This is a genomic window from Pseudomonas fragi (assembly GCF_025426255.1).
GTDB lineage: Bacteria > Pseudomonadota > Gammaproteobacteria > Pseudomonadales > Pseudomonadaceae > Aquipseudomonas > Aquipseudomonas kulmbachensis.
In genome coordinates this window covers 2,528,350-2,546,009 of the sequence record NZ_CP104861.1, presented here as the reverse complement: position 1 = coordinate 2,546,009, position 17,660 = coordinate 2,528,350, and the positions used below count along the sequence as shown (strand labels likewise).

The 17,660-nt window shown below is 56.2% G+C and carries 14 protein-coding genes; 10 read left to right on the top strand and 4 right to left on the bottom strand.

The features are described 5' to 3' along the window. Together N7D90_RS11540 and N7D90_RS11535 are read left to right on the top strand one after the other, a co-directional pair. The gene (locus N7D90_RS11540; protein ID WP_261742279.1) at nucleotides 1-3,102 is read left to right on the top strand and encodes an efflux RND transporter permease subunit; all 3,102 of its coding nucleotides are present in this window, start codon (nucleotides 1-3) and stop codon (nucleotides 3,100-3,102) included. A 52-nt stretch (nucleotides 3,103-3,154) separates the two neighbouring features. Continuing rightward, nucleotides 3,155-3,790 (top strand): DUF1345 domain-containing protein, encoded by a 636-nt coding sequence (locus tag N7D90_RS11535; RefSeq protein ID WP_261742278.1) that lies wholly within the window; start codon nucleotides 3,155-3,157, stop codon nucleotides 3,788-3,790. A gap of 133 nt (nucleotides 3,791-3,923) precedes the next feature. On the opposite strand, the gene hppD is transcribed toward N7D90_RS11535, so the two are convergent. Then, nucleotides 3,924-5,000 (bottom strand): 4-hydroxyphenylpyruvate dioxygenase, encoded by a 1,077-nt coding sequence (hppD, locus tag N7D90_RS11530; RefSeq protein WP_261742277.1) that lies wholly within the window; start codon nucleotides 4,998-5,000, stop codon nucleotides 3,924-3,926. A gap of 340 nt (nucleotides 5,001-5,340) precedes the next feature. On the opposite strand from hppD, the gene N7D90_RS11525 reads away from it, so the two are divergent. From N7D90_RS11525 to gloA, 3 genes are all read left to right on the top strand, one after another. Continuing rightward, on the top strand, nucleotides 5,341-6,876 hold the full coding sequence (locus tag N7D90_RS11525) for an EAL domain-containing protein (RefSeq protein WP_261742276.1): 1,536 nt from the start codon (nucleotides 5,341-5,343) through the stop codon (nucleotides 6,874-6,876). 248 nt (nucleotides 6,877-7,124) lie between these two features. Further along, nucleotides 7,125-7,484 carry a histone-like nucleoid-structuring protein, MvaT/MvaU family gene (locus N7D90_RS11520; protein ID WP_261742275.1) on the top strand — a complete coding sequence of 120 codons (360 nt, stop codon included), beginning with the start codon at nucleotides 7,125-7,127 and terminating at the stop codon, nucleotides 7,482-7,484. A gap of 492 nt (nucleotides 7,485-7,976) precedes the next feature. After that, entirely contained in the window at nucleotides 7,977-8,498 is a 522-nt protein-coding gene (gene gloA, locus N7D90_RS11515; protein WP_261742274.1) for a lactoylglutathione lyase, read from the top strand. A gap of 56 nt (nucleotides 8,499-8,554) precedes the next feature. Here the strand turns inward: gloA and ahpF are convergent, their stop codons facing one another. The 3 genes from ahpF to N7D90_RS11500 all read right to left on the bottom strand — a co-directional run bounded on the left by ahpF (nucleotide 8,555) and on the right by N7D90_RS11500 (nucleotide 11,918). Continuing rightward, a complete protein-coding gene (ahpF, locus tag N7D90_RS11510; protein WP_261742273.1) occupies nucleotides 8,555-10,117 on the bottom strand; it encodes an alkyl hydroperoxide reductase subunit F in 1,563 nt (520 codons plus the stop codon). Nucleotides 10,118-10,243: 126 nt separating this feature from the next. Then, nucleotides 10,244-10,807: an alkyl hydroperoxide reductase subunit C gene (gene ahpC / locus N7D90_RS11505; protein WP_261742272.1), complete on the bottom strand. Its 564-nt coding sequence runs from the start codon at nucleotides 10,805-10,807 to the stop codon at nucleotides 10,244-10,246. Nucleotides 10,808-10,979: 172 nt separating this feature from the next. Beyond that, entirely contained in the window at nucleotides 10,980-11,918 is a 939-nt protein-coding gene (locus N7D90_RS11500) for a site-specific integrase (RefSeq protein ID WP_261742271.1), read from the bottom strand. A gap of 178 nt (nucleotides 11,919-12,096) precedes the next feature. Between N7D90_RS11500 and N7D90_RS11495 the strand changes: the two genes are divergently transcribed. The 5 genes from N7D90_RS11495 (at nucleotide 12,097) to efeO (N7D90_RS11475) (ending at nucleotide 17,588) form a co-directional block, all read left to right on the top strand. Continuing rightward, entirely contained in the window at nucleotides 12,097-13,095 is a 999-nt protein-coding gene (locus N7D90_RS11495) for a DNA-binding protein (RefSeq protein ID WP_261742270.1), read from the top strand. Nucleotides 13,096-13,355: 260 nt separating this feature from the next. Continuing rightward, nucleotides 13,356-14,198 (top strand): iron uptake transporter permease EfeU, encoded by an 843-nt coding sequence (gene efeU / locus N7D90_RS11490; protein WP_261742269.1) that lies wholly within the window; start codon nucleotides 13,356-13,358, stop codon nucleotides 14,196-14,198. 8 nt (nucleotides 14,199-14,206) lie between these two features. Continuing rightward, nucleotides 14,207-15,400, top strand: coding sequence for an iron uptake system protein EfeO (gene efeO, locus N7D90_RS11485; protein ID WP_261742268.1), 1,194 nt, complete (start codon nucleotides 14,207-14,209; stop codon nucleotides 15,398-15,400). Between the two features lie 17 nt (nucleotides 15,401-15,417). Beyond that, a complete protein-coding gene (gene efeB, locus N7D90_RS11480) occupies nucleotides 15,418-16,737 on the top strand; it encodes an iron uptake transporter deferrochelatase/peroxidase subunit (protein ID WP_261742267.1) in 1,320 nt (439 codons plus the stop codon). Nucleotides 16,738-16,763: 26 nt separating this feature from the next. Beyond that, a complete protein-coding gene (efeO, locus tag N7D90_RS11475) occupies nucleotides 16,764-17,588 on the top strand; it encodes an iron uptake system protein EfeO (protein ID WP_261742266.1) in 825 nt (274 codons plus the stop codon). The last annotated feature ends 72 nt before the right edge of the window (nucleotides 17,589-17,660 follow it).

The window sequence follows — 17,660 nt, the reverse complement described above, 5'->3', positions numbered from 1 at the left end:
ATGCCGCAGTTCTTTATCGACCGCCCGGTCTTTGCCTGGGTCGTCGCGTTGTTCATTCTGCTGGCGGGGGCCTTGGCCATCCCGCAGTTACCAGTAGCCAAATACCCCGACGTGGCACCGCCACAGGTTGAGGTGTACGCGATTTACCCCGGTGCATCTGCGCAAACCCTGGACGAAAGTGTGGTCAGCCTGATTGAGCAAGAGCTCAACGGCACGGACGGCCTGCTGTATTTCGAATCCCAAAGCAGCCTGGGCAGTGCCAGCATTACCGCAACGTTCAAACCCGGCACCGACCCGGAAATGGCTCAGGTCGATGTGCAGAACCGGCTTAAAGCGGTCGAGTCGCGCCTGCCACAGGCGGTTATTCAGCAAGGCCTGCAAGTCGAAAAAATCTCCTCAGGCTTTTTGATGCTGGTGACCCTGACCGCCGACAGTACCAGCACGCTGGATGAGGTCGCCCTCAGCGATTACCTTGCGCGCAACGTGATGAACGAAGTCAAGCGCATCGACGGGGTCGGCAAGGCCCAGTTGTATGGCGCCGAACGAGCGATGCGTATCTGGATCGACCCGCAAAAGCTGATTGGCTTCAACCTCACCCCGGCTGATGTCAACCAAGCGATTGCCAGCCAAAACGCACAGGTTTCAGCAGGCAGCATCGGTGACTTGCCGGGCCGCTCTACACAGGAAATCACTGCCACGGTTCTGGTCAAAGGGCAGCTATCTACCCCGCAAGAATTTGCTGACATTGTTCTGCGTGCTAACCCGGATGGCTCTACCGTGCGGGTCGGCGATGTCGCGCGGGTCGAAATCGGCAGCCAGGAATACCAGTACGGCACCCGTCTGAACGGCAAGTCCGCGAGCGCTTTCAGCGTCAAGCTGGCCCCGGAGGCGAACGCGCTGAATACCGGCAACCTGATCCGCGCCAAGATGGACGAGCTGAGCCGCTATTTCCCGGCCGGTGTCGAGTACACCATCCCGTATGACACCACGCCGTTTGTCAAAGTCTCGATCACCAAGGTCATCTACACCCTGGTCGAGGCCATGGTGCTGGTGTTTCTGGTGATGTACCTGTTCTTGCAGAACATCCGCTACACCTTGATCCCTACCCTGGTGGTGCCGGTGGCGCTGATGGGCACGTTCGCCACCATGCTGATGTTGGGGTTTTCGATCAACGTACTGACCATGTTCGGCATGGTGCTGGCGATCGGCATTTTGGTGGACGATGCCATTGTGGTGGTGGAAAACGTCGAGCGGATCATGGTCAGCGAAGGACTATCGCCCCGTGAAGCTACGCGCAAGGCAATGACCCAGATCAGCGGCGCGATTATCGGCATCACCCTGGTACTGGTGGCGGTGTTTATTCCGATGGCGTTTATGCCGGGCTCGGTGGGTGTGATTTACCAGCAGTTCTCGCTGTCGATGGCGACTTCGATCCTGTTCTCGGCGTTTTTGGCCCTGTCCCTGACCCCGGCGCTATGCGCAACCCTGCTCAAGCCCATTGCCAAGGGTGAACATCATGCCAAGGGCGGTTTCTTTGGCTGGTTCAACCGCAAGTTCGAACGCCTGTCAGCAGGTTATGAGAACTGGGTAGTACACCTGATCAAGCGCAGCGGGCGTTATCTGCTGGTGTACGGTGGCTTGCTGGTGATTCTGGTGGTGTGTTTTGCCCGTCTGCCCTCCTCCTTTTTGCCGGTCGAGGATCAGGGTTACACCATCACCGACATACAACTGCCGCCGGGCGCCAGCCAGAACCGCACGATCAATGTGGTCGAGCAGATCGAGGCACACAACGCCAGCGAGCCGGGCGTGGGTAATACCACGATGATTCTGGGCTTCAGCTTTTCGGGGAGCGGACAAAACGCAGCGCTGGCCTTTACCACCCTCAAGGACTGGTCGCAGCGTGGAGCCGAGGACTCTGCATCGGCTATCGCTGACCGGGCGAACGGTGCTTTCAGCGAACTCAAGGACGCGATTGCCTTTGCCATTCTGCCGCCTCCGGTCAGTGGCCTGGGCACCTCCAGCGGTTTTGAGTTGCGCCTGCAAGACCGTGGTGGCGTCGGTTATGACACATTGATGCAAGCCCGTAGCGAACTGCTGGCTCTGGCCGCAAAAAGCTCGGTGCTGGCCAATGTGCGTCAAGAGGCACTGGCAGAAAGCCCGCAAGTGCAGCTTGAGGTTGATCGCAAACGTGCCAATGCGCTGGGCATTTCCTTCGCTGACATCGGTGCAGTGCTGTCTACCGCGGTGGGCTCGGCCTATGTCAACGACTTCCCGAACCAGGGCCGCATGCAGCGGGTAGTGGTTCAGGCCGAAGGCGATCAGCGCAGTCAGGTTGAAGACTTGTTGAAAATGAATGTGCGCAACGACCTCGGCAAGATGGTGCCGCTGTCGGCCTTCGTCGAAGCCCGCTGGATAAAGGGCCCGTCGCAGTTGACGCGCTACAACGGCTACCCGGCGATCAGCGTTTCCGGTGAGGCGGCTCCAGGGCACAGCACCGGCGAGGCGATGGCCGAAATGGAGCGTCTGATCAGCCAGCTGCCTACAGGTCTGGGCCTGGAATGGACCGGGTTATCGTTGCAGGAACGCGTGTCCGGGGCTCAGGCACCGATTCTGCTGGGGCTGTCACTGCTGATCGTGTTCCTGTGCCTTGCGGCGCTGTACGAAAGCTGGTCGATCCCGACTGCGGTGTTGCTCGTTGTGCCGCTGGGAGTGCTCGGCGCAGTACTGGCCGTGACGTTGCGCGGGATGCCCAATGACGTGTTCTTCAAGGTGGGGCTGATCACTATCATTGGTTTATCGGCCAAAAACGCCATTTTGATCATCGAATTTGCCAAGACTCTCTACGACGAAGGTCATGATCTGATTGACGCCACCGTGCAAGCTGCCCGCCTGCGGCTACGTCCGATCGTGATGACCTCCCTGGCGTTCATCCTCGGCGTGGTGCCGTTAGCCATTGCCACGGGCGCCAGTTCGGCCAGTCAGCAAGCCATTGGCACCGGGGTTATTGGCGGCATGATCGTCGCAACCCTGGCCGTGGTATTTGTACCGGTGTTCTTCGTGGTGGTGATGAAACTCGCAAGAAGCAAACCACGTCAGGGTTAAGACGCTGCGGTGCGTGCTAAGGTGCAGTAACACTCAGAAACAGGGATTGTTTATGCCGCACCTTGCTCGCACGCATCCTCGCTTGACCGCCGCTACCCTGCTGGGGGTGGCGGTCGGCATTTTCGCCCCCGCTGCCACAATAACCACCAAGTTTTTGTTGGGCTGGAACGCCGGTGTATGGCTGTATCTGGCTCTGACGTTGTGGTTGGTGATGCGCTCCAAAGCCTGTGACGTAAAACGCACGGCTGAAGTAGAAGATGAAAACGCCAGTATGGTGCTGATCACCGTGTGCATTGCATCGATTGCCAGCTTGGCCGCCGTTACCCTTGAGCTGTCGGGCAACAAGCTCAGCGATGGCGACCGCCTTATGCATTACGGTTTTACCGGACTGACTGTGGTGGGTTCATGGTTGATGATCGGGGTTATTTTCAGCCTGCATTACGCAAGGCTGTTCTATAACAACGAAGGGACGGAGCCAGCGTTGCGCTTTCCTGAAGGGGAACTGGACCCGGATTACTGGGACTTCATGTATTTCTCTTTCACCCTCAGCGTTGCGGTGCAGACAGCTGATGTGAGCATTGCCACCCGCGAAATGCGCAAAGCCGTATTGGGGCACTCCCTGTTGGGCTTTTTGTTTAACACGGCTGTGCTGGGGTTTTCGATCAATATTGCGGCGGGGTTGTTCTAACGAGACTCTCAAAGTTGCGGGAGCGAGCCTGCTCGCGAAGGCATCTCTGCGGCCCACATCGCGAGCAGGCCCGCTCCCGCAAGAGCTGGACCTGCATCAGCAAAGTGGCTGCCATTGCGGCAGCCACCGGCTTTTAGTCAGCCGTCAGCACACCACGACGCACCTGATCGCGTTCGATGGATTCAAACAGCGCCTTGAAGTTACCTTCACCAAAGCCATCATCACCCTTGCGTTGGATAAACTCGAAGAACACCGGGCCCATCAAGGTTTCCGAGAATATCTGCAACAGCAAACGCTTGTCGCCCGACTCGGAAGAACCATCCAGCAAAATCCCACGCGATTGAAGCTCTTCAACCGGCTCACCGTGGTTCGGCAGGCGGCCTTCGAGCATTTCGTAGTAAGTTTCTGGCGGCGCAGTCATGAAACGCATGCCGATTTTCTTCAGCGCATCCCACGTCTTGATTAGGTCATCACTGAGGAAAGCCACGTGCTGAATGCCTTCGCCGTTGAACTGCATCAGAAACTCTTCAATCTGACCTGCACCTTTGGACGACTCTTCGTTCAAGGGGATACGGATCATGCCATCCGGAGCCGTCATGGCCTTGGACGTCAGGCCGGTATATTCGCCCTTGATGTCGAAATAGCGAATTTCACGGAAGTTGAACAGCTTCTCGTAGAAGTTGGCCCAGTAAGCCATGCGGCCGCGATAGACGTTGTGCGTCAGGTGATCGATGATCTTCAGCCCAGCACCCACGGGATGACGGTCGACGCCTTCGATAAACACAAAGTCGATGTCGTAAATCGAGTTGCCTTCGCCGTAACGGTCAATCAGGTACAGCGGCGCACCGCCAATGCCTTTAATAGCCGGCAAATTCAGTTCCATTGGACCTGTAGGAATGTGGACCGGCTGGGCACCCAGTTCAAGCGCTCGGGTGTAGGCTTGCTGCGCATTGCGCACGCGGAAAGCCATACCGCAAACCGACGGGCCGTGCTCCGCTGCGAAGTATGACGCGACACTGTTGGGTTCGTTATTGAGGATCAGGTTGATATCGCCCTGGCGATACAAGTGCACGTTCTTGGAACGGTGGGTTGCCACCTTGGTGAAACCCATGATTTCAAAGACAGGTTCGAGAGTGTTGGGTACAGGGGACGCGAATTCGATGAATTCAAAGCCCATCAGGCCCATTGGGTTTTCGTATAGATCAGCCATTTTCGGCGCCTCATCATGGTCATTTTTAGAATAAACAGGGGTTATTTACTAAGAATGCTGAGGCTGGCAGGAGGCGCGCAGGAGATCCCGCGTACACTGCGCGCAAGGAAATCACCGTAGATCAATTGGAACCCGAATCGCTTCATTTCGATCCATCTCTTACGCGGTAGGGCTTCTGAATGCAGAAGTCGTTATTCTTGTATGCGTAAGCCGATTCTACATGGCGTAATCTTATTTGTCCTACCCATTGTAAAATAGCCGGCCTGTGCTGCTAGCCTTTTACTATTGTTCTGTAGCGTACGCCAAAGCCTCCCCCCCCAACGCATGAGCAGGATTTTGAATGCCACTCACTCTGAAGCTGAGCCGTAAATGGACTGACCGCTACGCGCTGATTGTGCTCAGTGGGCTGCTTCCAGTCGTGCTGGGGATGTTTATTCTCTTTTGGCAGGCCAACCGCTCGCTCGAGCTGGAAGCCGAACAAACCGCTACTGAAGCAGTGCGCCAGTTTGACTTGATGCTGGACAACGCCAGGCTTGCCGCCGATGTCGTCTTGCCGCTGGCCGGTCAGGACTGTGCTCAGGTTGAACTGGCCCTGCGCGAGCAGGTCGCGCGCCGCCCTTTTGTACGCTCCGTAAACCTGGTGTGGGACAACCAGATTTACTGCACTTCTTTATTTGGCAATTACAAGGAAGTGGTTAACCCCGCCAACTATGCCAATGGTGAGTTGTGGCTGATGCCCGGCACTATGGTCACACCCAATGACCCCGTTCTGGTGTACCGCCGCAACGATGAAAAACGTGGGGTGTTGATCAGCCTGTACGGCTTTCATCTGGTTAACGTATTGGGCCTGATCAACCACAAGACCCAACTAATGATTACAGTGGGCGATGCCTGGATCGATCGTTACGGCCAAGTACGCAACACCCCGCCTCCACATTTTCCAGTGGCGCAAACTGCAGTAGCCTCACCCGAATTCCCCTACCAAGTAATTGCAGGGTTTAACAAGGGCGAAGTCTGGCAGCATGTCATTGTGGAATACCCCGGCTTCCTGGGTTTATTGATCTTTTTAGGCGCTATTTCAGCAGCGACGGTTCACAGGCTGCAAAAACGCTCATCATCACCCTCCAGTGAAATGCGCCGCGGTCTGGACGCGGCAGAGTTCATTCCATACTTTCAGCCGGTGGTACGGGGTGATACCAAGCAGTGGGCAGGGGCGGAAGTATTGATGCGCTGGCAGCATCCTAATGAGGGGTTGGTTCGCCCGGACCTGTTTATTCCTTTTGCAGAACATTCGGGGTTGATTGTGCCCATGACGCGTTCACTCATGGAGCAAACATCACGCCTGCTTGCCCCCCATTCCAGCCATATGGAGCCCGGCTTCCATATAGGCTTCAATATTACTGCCCGGCATTGCCAGAACCTTGAACTGGTAGAAGATTGCCGACGCTTTCTAAAAGCGTTCCCACCCGGAAAAATCAGCCTCGTGTTGGAACTTACCGAGCGCGACCAGATCGTACCGACCCCCACCACCCATGAATTGTTCAGTCAATTGCGCACCCTGGGAGTCATGATTGCCATCGATGATTTTGGCACCGGCCACTCAAGCTTGAGTTACTTGCGCGAGTTCAACGTCGACTATTTGAAGATTGATCAGAGTTTTGTCTCCCTGATTGGCGTGGACGCCCTGTCCAGACATATTCTGGACAGCATCATTGAGTTGAGCGCAAAGCTCGACCTGGGGATAGTTGCCGAGGGCGTTGAGACCGAAGAGCAAAGCGAATACCTGGCCGCTCAAGGCGTTGATTTTCTACAGGGCTATTTGTTTGCGCGGCCCATGCCCGCCGCCGAATTCATCAACGCTTTACAGGGGCGATAACACCTGTTTAACAACAAGCAGGCTTACTGATTAAAACAATTTTAAACAGTAAGCCTGTATCACTTGGCAGCCTGCGAATTAACTACTACAATTTTTTTGTGCCAATAAGAGAACTTTTGAATGTTTGCATCAGCGGGCTCGCTCACAAGAAGCAACAGCGAGGCGTAACCCGGTAAATCTTGTGCATTCCAAACATCATTAATTCGCTTCGGTATCACCCCACCGAACCTGTGAATGGAGTAATGACTTTGTCTAGACTTGCTGAGTTTCGCGCTGCCGAAAAAGCGCTTCAAGAACAGCTGGCGCAATTGGAAGCCTTGAAAAATGATGCCGGACTGAAAAAAGAAATCGAGTTTGAAGAAAAACTTCAACACTTGATGAAAACGTACGGCAAGAGCCTTCGGGATATTATCGCCATCCTTGACCCTAATCCTTCAGCTTCAAAGGGCGGGGCAGCACCTAAACAGCGTAAGGCTCGCGTGCTGAAGGTTTACCAAAACCCGCATACCGGTGAACTGATTGAAACCAAGGGCGGCAATCATCGCGGCCTGAAAGCATGGAAAGAAGAGTACGGTGCCGCAACGGTAGATACTTGGCTTCGTGCATAAGTTTGTACTTGATCAACGCCCTGCTTGTGCAGGGCTTTTTTATAGCTTGAATTCAAGCCATTCAATTCTAAAGATTTAAAGCTGGCCTAATTGCTCGCATCAGGGTGGTCGTATCCGCTTCCTGATAAATGGCGCCTGTCTATTTAGCCTGATCACTCGTCCAAAAATGAATAACCCCCCGCTAAAGCAGTAATACCATGTAGGAATTGTCTTGCTGTACGAGCCATGCGACCGAAAGCGGGTAAAGAGTGTGCTGCTTCACAATTTTTTCACATGGAAGATCACAGGATAGGGGCTGCTAAAGGACTAGCGCCCCATGCCCGCTTCGGCGGGCTTCTTTTTGCCCGAAATTTGCCAACCTCCCTGCCTGAACCTTGACTCACGCAGCCATTACCCTGAATCGGGTTTGGCGCATGGCGTCACATTCCGTATCATTCGCCCATCACGCTCACCGTAGCGACCGATCACCTACGCATCATTTTCGGAGGGTTCATGAGCCTGCAAGACCTGAACAACATTCCCGGCGTAACTGCTGAACCAGATAGCGCTACCCAGAACTTCGTGTTCAACCACACTATGCTGCGTGTAAAGAACATCGAGAAATCCCTGGATTTCTATACCCGCGTCCTGGGGTTCTCGCTGGTTGAAAAGCGTGATTTCCCCGAAGCTGAATTCAGCCTGTATTTCCTGGCACTGGTGGACAAGGCACAGATCCCGGCAGATGACGCAGCGCGCACGCTGTGGATGAAGTCGATTCCCGGCATCCTGGAGTTGACCCACAACCACGGTTCGGAAACCGACGATAGCGTTGTCTACCACAACGGCAACACCGACCCGCGTGGCTTTGGTCACATCTGCATTTCGGTGCCGGATATTCGCGCCGCTTGCGAGCGTTTTGAAACCCTGGGCGTGGACTTCCAGAAGCGTCTGAACGATGGCCGCATGAAATCGCTGGCATTCGTGAAAGACCCGGACGGTTACTGGGTCGAGATCATCCAGCCGCAACCGATGTAAAAATCGGACGCAAAAAAAACCCATGATTGCTCATGGGTTTTTTTGTATCTGGCCGCTTATTCCGGCGCAGATGAGCGGATCAAGTGATCGAATGCGCTCAGCGAAGCCTTGGCGCCCTCACCTACCGCAATCACGATCTGCTTGTACGGTACGGTAGTCACGTCACCTGCAGCGAAAATGCCGGGGATGGACGTTTCACCGCGAGCATCGACAATGATCTCGCCGCGAGGCGAAAGCTCAATAGAGCCTTTGAGCCAATCAGTGTTTGGCAGCAAGCCAATCTGCACAAAAATGCCTTCCAGTTCGACGGTGTGTACATCACCCGATTGACGATCCTTGTAACGCAGACCGTTAACTTTCTGCCCGTCACCTGTGACCTCGGTGGTTTGAGCGTTGGTGATGACCGTTACGTTGGACAAGCTGTGCAACTTGCGCTGCAACACAGCATCGGCGCGCAGTTTGGTATCGAACTCAAGCAGCGTCACATGGGCAACGATACCTGCCAGGTCGATGGCCGCTTCAACGCCGGAGTTACCGCCGCCAATTACCGCAACGCGCTTGCCTTTGAACAGCGGACCATCGCAATGCGGGCAGTAGGCAACACCGCGGCTGCGATATTCCTGCTCGCCGGGCACATTCATTTCACGCCAGCGCGCACCGGTCGCCAGAATCACAGTCTTGGCCTTGAGCGAAGCACCGCTGGCGAATTTCACTTCGTGCAACTCGCCCGCCTTGCCAGGAATCAGCTTGTCAGCACGTTGCAGGTTCATGATGTCGACGTCGTATTGCTTGACGTGTTCTTCAAGTGCCGTTGCAAGCTTTGGCCCTTCAGTCTCCTGAACCGAGATAAAGTTCTCAATCGCCATGGTATCCAGCACCTGACCGCCAAAGCGCTCAGCCGCAACACCGGTACGAATGCCTTTACGCGCAGCATAAATTGCCGCTGCAGCACCGGCCGGGCCACCGCCGATCACCAGCACGTCAAAGGCTTCCTTGGCGCTGATTTTTTCGGCCTGACGCTCAATGGCGCTGGTGTCCAGCTTGCCAAGGATTTCTTCCAGGCCCATGCGGCCCTGACCGAAATTGACCCCATTCAGGTATACGCTTGGCACCGCCATCACTTGACGCTCGGTGACTTCGTCCTGGAACAGGGCGCCGTCAATCGCCACATGGCGAATGTTCGGGTTAAGCACCGCCATCAGGTTCAGTGCCTGCACCACGTCCGGGCAGTTCTGGCATGACAGCGAGAAATAGGTTTCGAAGTTGAACTCGCCCTTAAGGGAGCGAATCTGTTCAATCACGTCGCTACTGGCTTTCGATGGGTGGCCGCCTACTTGCAGCAAGGCCAGTACCAGCGAAGTAAATTCGTGGCCCATAGGGATACCTGCGAAACGCAGGCTGATATCGCCGCCCGGGCGGTTCAGCGAGAACGAAGGCTTGCGCGCATCGTTGCCATTGTCCAGCAGGGTAATCATGCTGGAAAGGCTGGCGACTTCTTTTAACAGGTCATGCATTTCACGGGATTTCGCACCGTCGTCGAGGGAAGCAACGATCTCGATCGGCTGTGTGACCCGCTCCAGGTATGACTTCAACTGAGCTTTTAGATTGGCGTCCAACATACGGGCGATCTCCTTAATACTGAATTCTGTGTAAAAAAACGCCCGAGCGAATGTCGCCCGGGCGTTTTGAGGGCGATGCTGCTTACTACTCAGGTGCGGATCACCGCCCTTGTCTGATTCACAGACTTAGATCTTGCCGACCAGGTCCAGCGATGGAGCCAAGGTAGCTTCACCTTCTTTCCATTTGGCTGGGCAAACTTCGCCTGGGTGAGCAGCAACGTACTGAGCAGCCTTGATTTTGCGCAACAGCTCGGAAGCGTCACGGCCAACGCCGCCGTCGTTCAATTCGACGATCTTGATCAGACCTTCAGGGTTGATCACGAAAGTACCGCGGTCAGCCAGGCCTGCTTCTTCGATCAGCACGTCGAAGTTGCGGGAGATGGTCAGCGTAGGGTCGCCGATCATGGTGTACTGGATTTTGCCGATGGCTGGCGAAGTGTTGTGCCAGGCAGCGTGGGCAAAGTGGGTGTCAGTCGACACGCTGTAGATTTCCACGCCGAGCTTCTTGAACTCTTCGTAGTTGTCAGCCAGGTCTTCCAGTTCGGTTGGGCAAACGAAGGTGAAGTCGGCTGGGTAGAAGAACACGACAGACCACTTGCCTTTCAGGTCAGCGTCCGAGACTTCCACGAAGCTGCCGTTTTTGTAGGCAGTTGCTTTGAACGGTTTAACTTGGCTGTTGATGATAGGCATCGTTGACTCTCCGTCAGGGTTGAAAAGTTGATGAGGTGAATCCTAACAACACATTTCGTATCTGGCTCATTGGCAAAGCTGATGCTGGCGATTGGTTTTGGCTATCAGCGGTACCTATATATAGCTGAAAACTAAATATGGCCCTCACTGAAGGTTTTCAACTTGACGCCGATCAGCTACCGATACGTTTTTCAGCGGTGAGACTCATCCCGGTAAACGGGCTCGCTTCAACATAGCGCATGGCTGACTTGACGTCCTTCCAGCCGACGTAATTCATCAGCGACTTCAAATCCCAACCACTTTGATGCGCCCATGTTGCAAAACCGCGACGCAGGGAGTGGCTGGTGTATTGCTCTGCAGGGATGCCTGCGCGCTCCAGTGCCTGACGCAGCAGCGGAATCACACTATTGGCGTGCAACCCCTCCTCGCCCAAGTTGCCCCAGCGATCAATCCCCCTGAACACCGGGCCGCGCACCAACGCTGCAGTATTGAGCCATTCGATATAGGCCCGAACCGGGCACAGGCGCTGTAGTGCCGGGGTTTGAAAGGTCTTGCCCAGATTGTCACGGTCACTTTTGCTGCGCGGCAGATAGAGCGTGATGCCTGAACCTGCGACGGCCTGAACATGCTCAATCTGCAGGCGGCACAACTCATCACTGCGAAACCCGCGCCAGAATCCAAGCAGAATCAGGGCTGCGTCGCGTCGTGCACGCAACAGCCCCGGCTGATCTGCAGCGGCTTGCGCTGCCTGCGCCTCACCTTCAAGCCAGTCGACCACCTGCTCCAGATGCTGCAACTGCAACGGCTCCGCCTGCTTCTCTTGTACCGGGTGCAAGGCGCGGATGCCCTTGAATACCTTGCGTACCACCGGGGCCTTGGTCGGATCAGCAAAGCCCTGGCTGTTGTGCCATTGAGCCAGCGCTGACAAGCGTAGCTTCAAGGTGTTGATCGAAAGCTGACCGGCATGGGCCACCAGATAACGCGCCACGCTGTCGCTGGTGGCAGGCAGAAACCCGCCCCAGGTCACTTCGAAGTGCTCGATAGCAGCCCGATAGCTACGGCGGGTGTTGTCACGGGTCGCGGCATTTAAGTAGCGATCCAGCTCGCTCATGGGCAGTTCTCTTGGTTGGCGTACTGAAAACGGCCGTTAAAAGCACTTTAAAGGCTCTAACACGGGATAATACCAGTATATCCCGCGTCTATAATTACAAATAAAGACAAAATTTAAACACTCATATAGTATGTAATTACATGATACATACCACAGTACATAATCGTAGGAGAGAGCCATGGCTCGTGGCGGCGTAAACAAGGCGGTCGTTCAAATTGCACGCACGGCGATCCTGGCCCGCGGTGAACACCCGAGCATTGATGCGGTACGTATCGAGATGGGAAATACCGGATCGAAAACCACGATCCATCGCTACCTTAAAGAGCTGGACGAGGTCGATTCGCGCCGCGGCGCACCTCAAGAACAGATAGGTGACGAGCTGACCGAGCTGGTGGCCCGCCTCGCTCAGCGCCTGCAGGAACAGGCGCAAGAGCCTATAGACCGCGCCCAGGCGCATTACGAGCAGCTGAAAGTCCAGTTGCAGGATCAACTGAGCGAGGCGCAAAACGCCCAGGCACAACTTGAACAACAGCTTGAGATTCAAGGCGCGGCACTGAGCCTGGAAAGCACCAACCTTGAAGCCACTCGTTCAATGCTGCAAACCGAACAGACCCGCAACGCCGCGCTGAACCAGGCGTGCAGCGACTTTGAGCTACGCCTCAATGATCGTGACGAGCAGATTCGCTCGCTGGAAGACAAGCACCTTCACGCCCGCGACGCGCTTGAGCACTACCGCAGCGCCGTCAAGGAACAACGCGAGCAGGATCAGCGGCGCCATGAGGGGCAATTGCAACAAGTGCAGATGGAGCTGCGGCAGGCGCAACAAAGCGCACTGGTACGCCAGGATGAAATCACCCAGCTGCATCGCGACAACGAACGCGTACTGAGCGAAAGCCGCGCACTCAATAAAGAGCTGAACCAGGCCAACGACCAGCAGCACAAACTGAGCAATCTCAACGGACAGTTGAGCGCGCAACTGAGCAAACTGCAAAGCGAATGCACCCTGCTCCAGGAACGCCTGCGTGTGGCCACGCAAGAAAGCGAAGGCTTGAAACAGGCACACAGCGAAACCCAACACAGCAACAGCGAGCTTGCCCTGCGCGCCATCAAGGCCGAAGCGGCACTGGAAAGCCTTCAAGCACGAAATAAGAATGAGGACGAAAGCAAAGCCCCGTAGCAGCTGCCGAAGGAACGAGGCAGCGTCCGGCGGCGTAGCCGTCGCGAAATCAGACACCGCGGTGCGCCAGTTAAAACAAGTACTCAGGGTTTACGACGGCTACGCCGCCGGACGCTGCCTCGTTCCTTCGGCAGCTGCTACAAATGATCCGCAATCCTCGTTCAGCAACCGTTCAGCTAATGCAATCGATTCCTGTTTGGGAATACGTATCAATATGTTACAAATTAGCCCCCTGACTATTAATCACGCGGGCTTTCACCATGCTGGTTCCATTTCTGATCATGCTGCGCGAAGGGATTGAGGCCGCACTTATCGTCGGTATCATTGCCAGCTACCTCAAGCAAACTGGCCGCGGTCAGTGGATGCCCGCCGTGTGGATCGGCGTCTTTCTGGCCGCTGCACTGTCGCTGCTGGTCGGTGGCGGCCTGGAATTAATGAGCGCCGAATTCCCGCAAAAGCAGCAGGAGTTGTTCGAAGGCATCGTCGGCCTGATCGCCGTCGGCATTCTCAGCTCGATGGTGTTCTGGATGCGCAAGGTGGCGCGCTCCATCAAACATTCGCTGCACACATCTCTCGACCAGGCTTTGGCTGGCTCCAAACATCAAGTCACCGCCCTTATTGCCATGGTGTTCTTTGCGGTCGCCCGCGAAGGGCTCGAAACGGTGTTCTTCCTGCTCGCCGTATTCCAGCAGAGCGAAGGCCCGGCCGCGCCTCTGGGCGCCCTGCTCGGCCTGATTCTGGCTATTTTCGTGGGTTTTGCGATTTACAGCGGCAGTATGCGCTTGAACCTGGGTCTGTTCTTTCGCTGGACCGGTCTATTCATCCTGGTGGTTGCCGCAGGAATTTTGGCCAACTCGGTGCAAGCCCTGCATGAAGCCGGTCTATGGAATCACTTACAAGACGTGGTGTTCGATATCAGCGCCCACCTGCCAATGGACGGCCCCCTGGGCTCGGTACTGGCAGGCATGTTCGGTTATCAGGATGCGCCAACCGTCAGCGTGCTCGGTGCCTATGTGATTTATCTGGTGGTAACCCTGGCAATGTTCTTCCGCCCGCCGGCACCAGCGAAAACTGCACACACCTCCTCAGTAACAAACCCATAAGGCCAAACATGCCTACCCCTGCAAGCGGTACACCCCCACGCGCTTTGCGCTGGGCGGTGGCCGGCTCGGTGATCGTGATGATCGCGGCCGGCGGATTGTTCTACTACGCCTCGCAACTGGCTGCGGCCAAACGCAAGGTTCACAACAACGAAGTTACGGTGACCATTCACCCCCACAGCTGTGAACCCAATGCACTGACCGTACCGGCTGGTTTCAACAGCTTTCGTATCGTCAACGCCTCGGAACGGGCGGTTGAATGGGAGATCCTGGACGGCGTACTGGTAGTTGAAGAGCGTGAGAATATCGCTCCTGGGCTGAGCCAAGTAATTAACGCAACCCTGGCTCCAGGTGATTACGCCATCACTTGCGGGCTGCTCAGCAACCCCCGCGGCACATTGCACGTAACACCCACCGCAGAGTCCGAAGCCCGCGCCAATGCGCGACCGTCAATGGTAGCGTTTATCGGCCCGCTGTCGGAGTTCCGGGTGTACCTGAGCAGCCAGGGCAGCGCACTGATCAAGGCCGTTGACGCACTGTCGCAGGCAATTGCCGCTGATGACCTGGTGCAGGCGCAGGCTTTATATATTCCCGCCCGCGAGGCCTATCAGCGCCTGGCTCCGGCAGCACAGCGCCTCGCCGAACTGGATAACGCGATCAACGCGCGTGCCGACTATTTCGAAAAACGCGAGCAGGACCCGGGCTTCACCGGCTTCCATCGCCTGGAATACGGCCTGTTCGATCAACGCAGCACCCAGGGCCTGATACCTGTTGCCCAACAACTGCAAGCCAATGCCATACAACTCAAGCAACAGTTACTGGCGCAATCGCTGCCCCCCGAGCAACTGGTGAGCATTGTTGCGCGCACCCTCCACAACTTGGCCGACACTCGCGCCAACAGCGGCGAAGAGGAACGCTACAGCCATATCGACCTCAGCGGCTTTGCCGCCAATCTTGAAGTTGCGCGCAAGGTGGTTGACCTGCTGCGCCCACTGCTGGCCAGGAAAAATGCCGATCTACTGCACAGCATAGACAGCGCCAGTACCTCGCTTGAGGCCGAGCTCAATGGTCTGAAAACCGCACAGGGCTACCGCACCTACGACACGGTCAGTTCCGAACAACGCCAACAAATCAGTAACAAGGCCAAGGTTCTGGCCGATGCACTCGATGGAATCGATCCCGCCCTCGGCCTTAGCGGCCTGTAATTGCAGACGAGACGCATATGAGCGATTCAGAACACAACCCGGACTCCTTCAACCTGCAACGCCGCCGCATCCTGATGGGCATGGGGGTCGCGGGGGCTGCACTGGCCGGTGGCGCCCTGAGCTGCCCAGCGCTGGCTGCGGGCAACCCGGCCAGCGCGCAAGTGACCCAAGCGCCCAGCAGTGACAAGACCCAAGACCATCACGTTTTTCATGCCCAACACCAAAATGGCATTGTCACCCCGCGCCCGGCCGCGGGCATGCTGGTGGCCTTTGATGTGCTGGCCAGCGACCGGCAAGACCTGGAGCGCTTGTTTCGCACCCTGAATGAACGCATTGCCTTCTTGATGAAGGGCGGTGCAGTCCCCCAGATAGATCCCAAGTTGCCACCGGTTGACTCCGGGATTCTCGGCCCGGTTGTAACCCCGGATAACCTGACCGTCACAGTCTCGGTGGGCGAATCGCTGTTTGATGAGCGTTTCGGCCTGACATCAGTCAAACCCAAACGCCTGAGTCGCATGCAAGGCTTCCCCAACGACGCACTGGAGCCTGCGCAGTGCCATGGCGATTTGAGCCTGCAATTTTGCGCCAATACCGCCGACACCAATATTCACGCCCTGCGCGATATCGTAAAAAATCTGCCTGACTTGTTGTTGGTACGTTGGAAGCAGGAAGGCACCGTACCACCACAAGCTCCCGCCAAGCCTGGCGAACCAGCGCAGAGCGCACGCAACTTCCTAGGCTTTCGCGATGGCTCGGCCAACCCCGACTCCAACAACGACACCACGATGAACCAGATTGTCTGGGTGCAGTCCGGTAGCGACGAGCCCGCTTGGGCAGTCAACGGCAGCTATCAGGCAGTGCGCATCATCCGCAACTTTGTCGAGCGCTGGGATCGCACGCCACTGCAAGAACAGGAAAGCATCTTCGGTCGCAACAAGGCCACCGGCGCGCCCATGGACGGCAGTCGCGAAACCGACGTCCCGGACTACAGCAAGGACCCCCACGGCAAAATCACCAAAATGGACGCCCACATTCGCTTGGCCAACCCGCGCACCGCGCAAACGCGCAACAGCTTGATCCTGCGCCGGCCATTCAACTACTCCAATGGCGTCAACAAAAACGGCCAGTTGGACATGGGCCTGCTGTTTATCTGTTACCAGCGCGATCTGGAACAAGGCTTTATTGCCGTGCAAATCCGCCTCAACGGCGAGCCACTGGAGGAATACCTCAAGCCCGTGGGCGGCGGCTACTTCTTCACCCTGCCGGGCGTTCGCGACAACCAGGACTTTATTGGCCGCTCATTGCTCGATGCAGCCACCCCCCTTACCCGCACCTGAACCTCAACCCAACCGGAAAGAGTCCCATGAAGAAGACGCCGCTCGCACTGTTCCTGGCCCTAGGCTTGCTCCACACCCCGCTCCCGGTATTGGCGGCAACCGCGCCACTGGATTTGGTGCAACCTGTTTCGGACTATAAGATTTACGTCACCGAGCAACTGGATGAGCTGGCCAGCAACACGCAAAAATTCACCGACGCAGTAAAAAAGGGTGATCTGGCCACAGCCAAAAAACTCTACGCCCCGACCCGCGTCTACTATGAGTCGATCGAGCCGATTGCCGAACTGTTCAGCGACCTCGACGCCTCCATCGACTCACGGGTCGACGATCATGAAAAAGGCGTAACGGCACCTGACTTCACCGGCTTTCACCGCATCGAATACAGCCTGTTCTCCGAGAACAGCACCCAGGGCCTTGATCAACTGGCCGACGGCCTGAACAAAGACGTCAAGGACCTGCAAGCCCGAGTCGCCGGACTGACCTTCCCGCCCGAAAAAGTCGTCGGTGGCGCTGCCGCCTTGATGGAAGAAGTGGCCGCGACCAAGATTTCCGGCGAGGAGGACCGCTATAGCCACACCGATCTCTACGACTTTCAAGGCAACGTAGATGGCGCGAAAAAGATCTTCGATCTGTTCCGCACGCAAATAGAACAGAACGACAAAGCCTTTGCCGCCAAGGTGGATAAAAACTTCGCCACGGTGAACAAGATCCTGGCCAAGTACAAAACTGCCGACGGTGGCTTTGAAACCTACGACAAGGTCAAGGAAAACGACCGCAAGGCACTGGTCGGCCCGGTCAACACCTTGGCTGAAGACTTGTCGACCCTGCGCGGCAAGTTGGGCCTGAACTAAAGTTTATCGACGGCGCCAGCCAATGTGACACGCGTCACATACCCACAGGTTGGCGCCGCAGCATTTACCTCG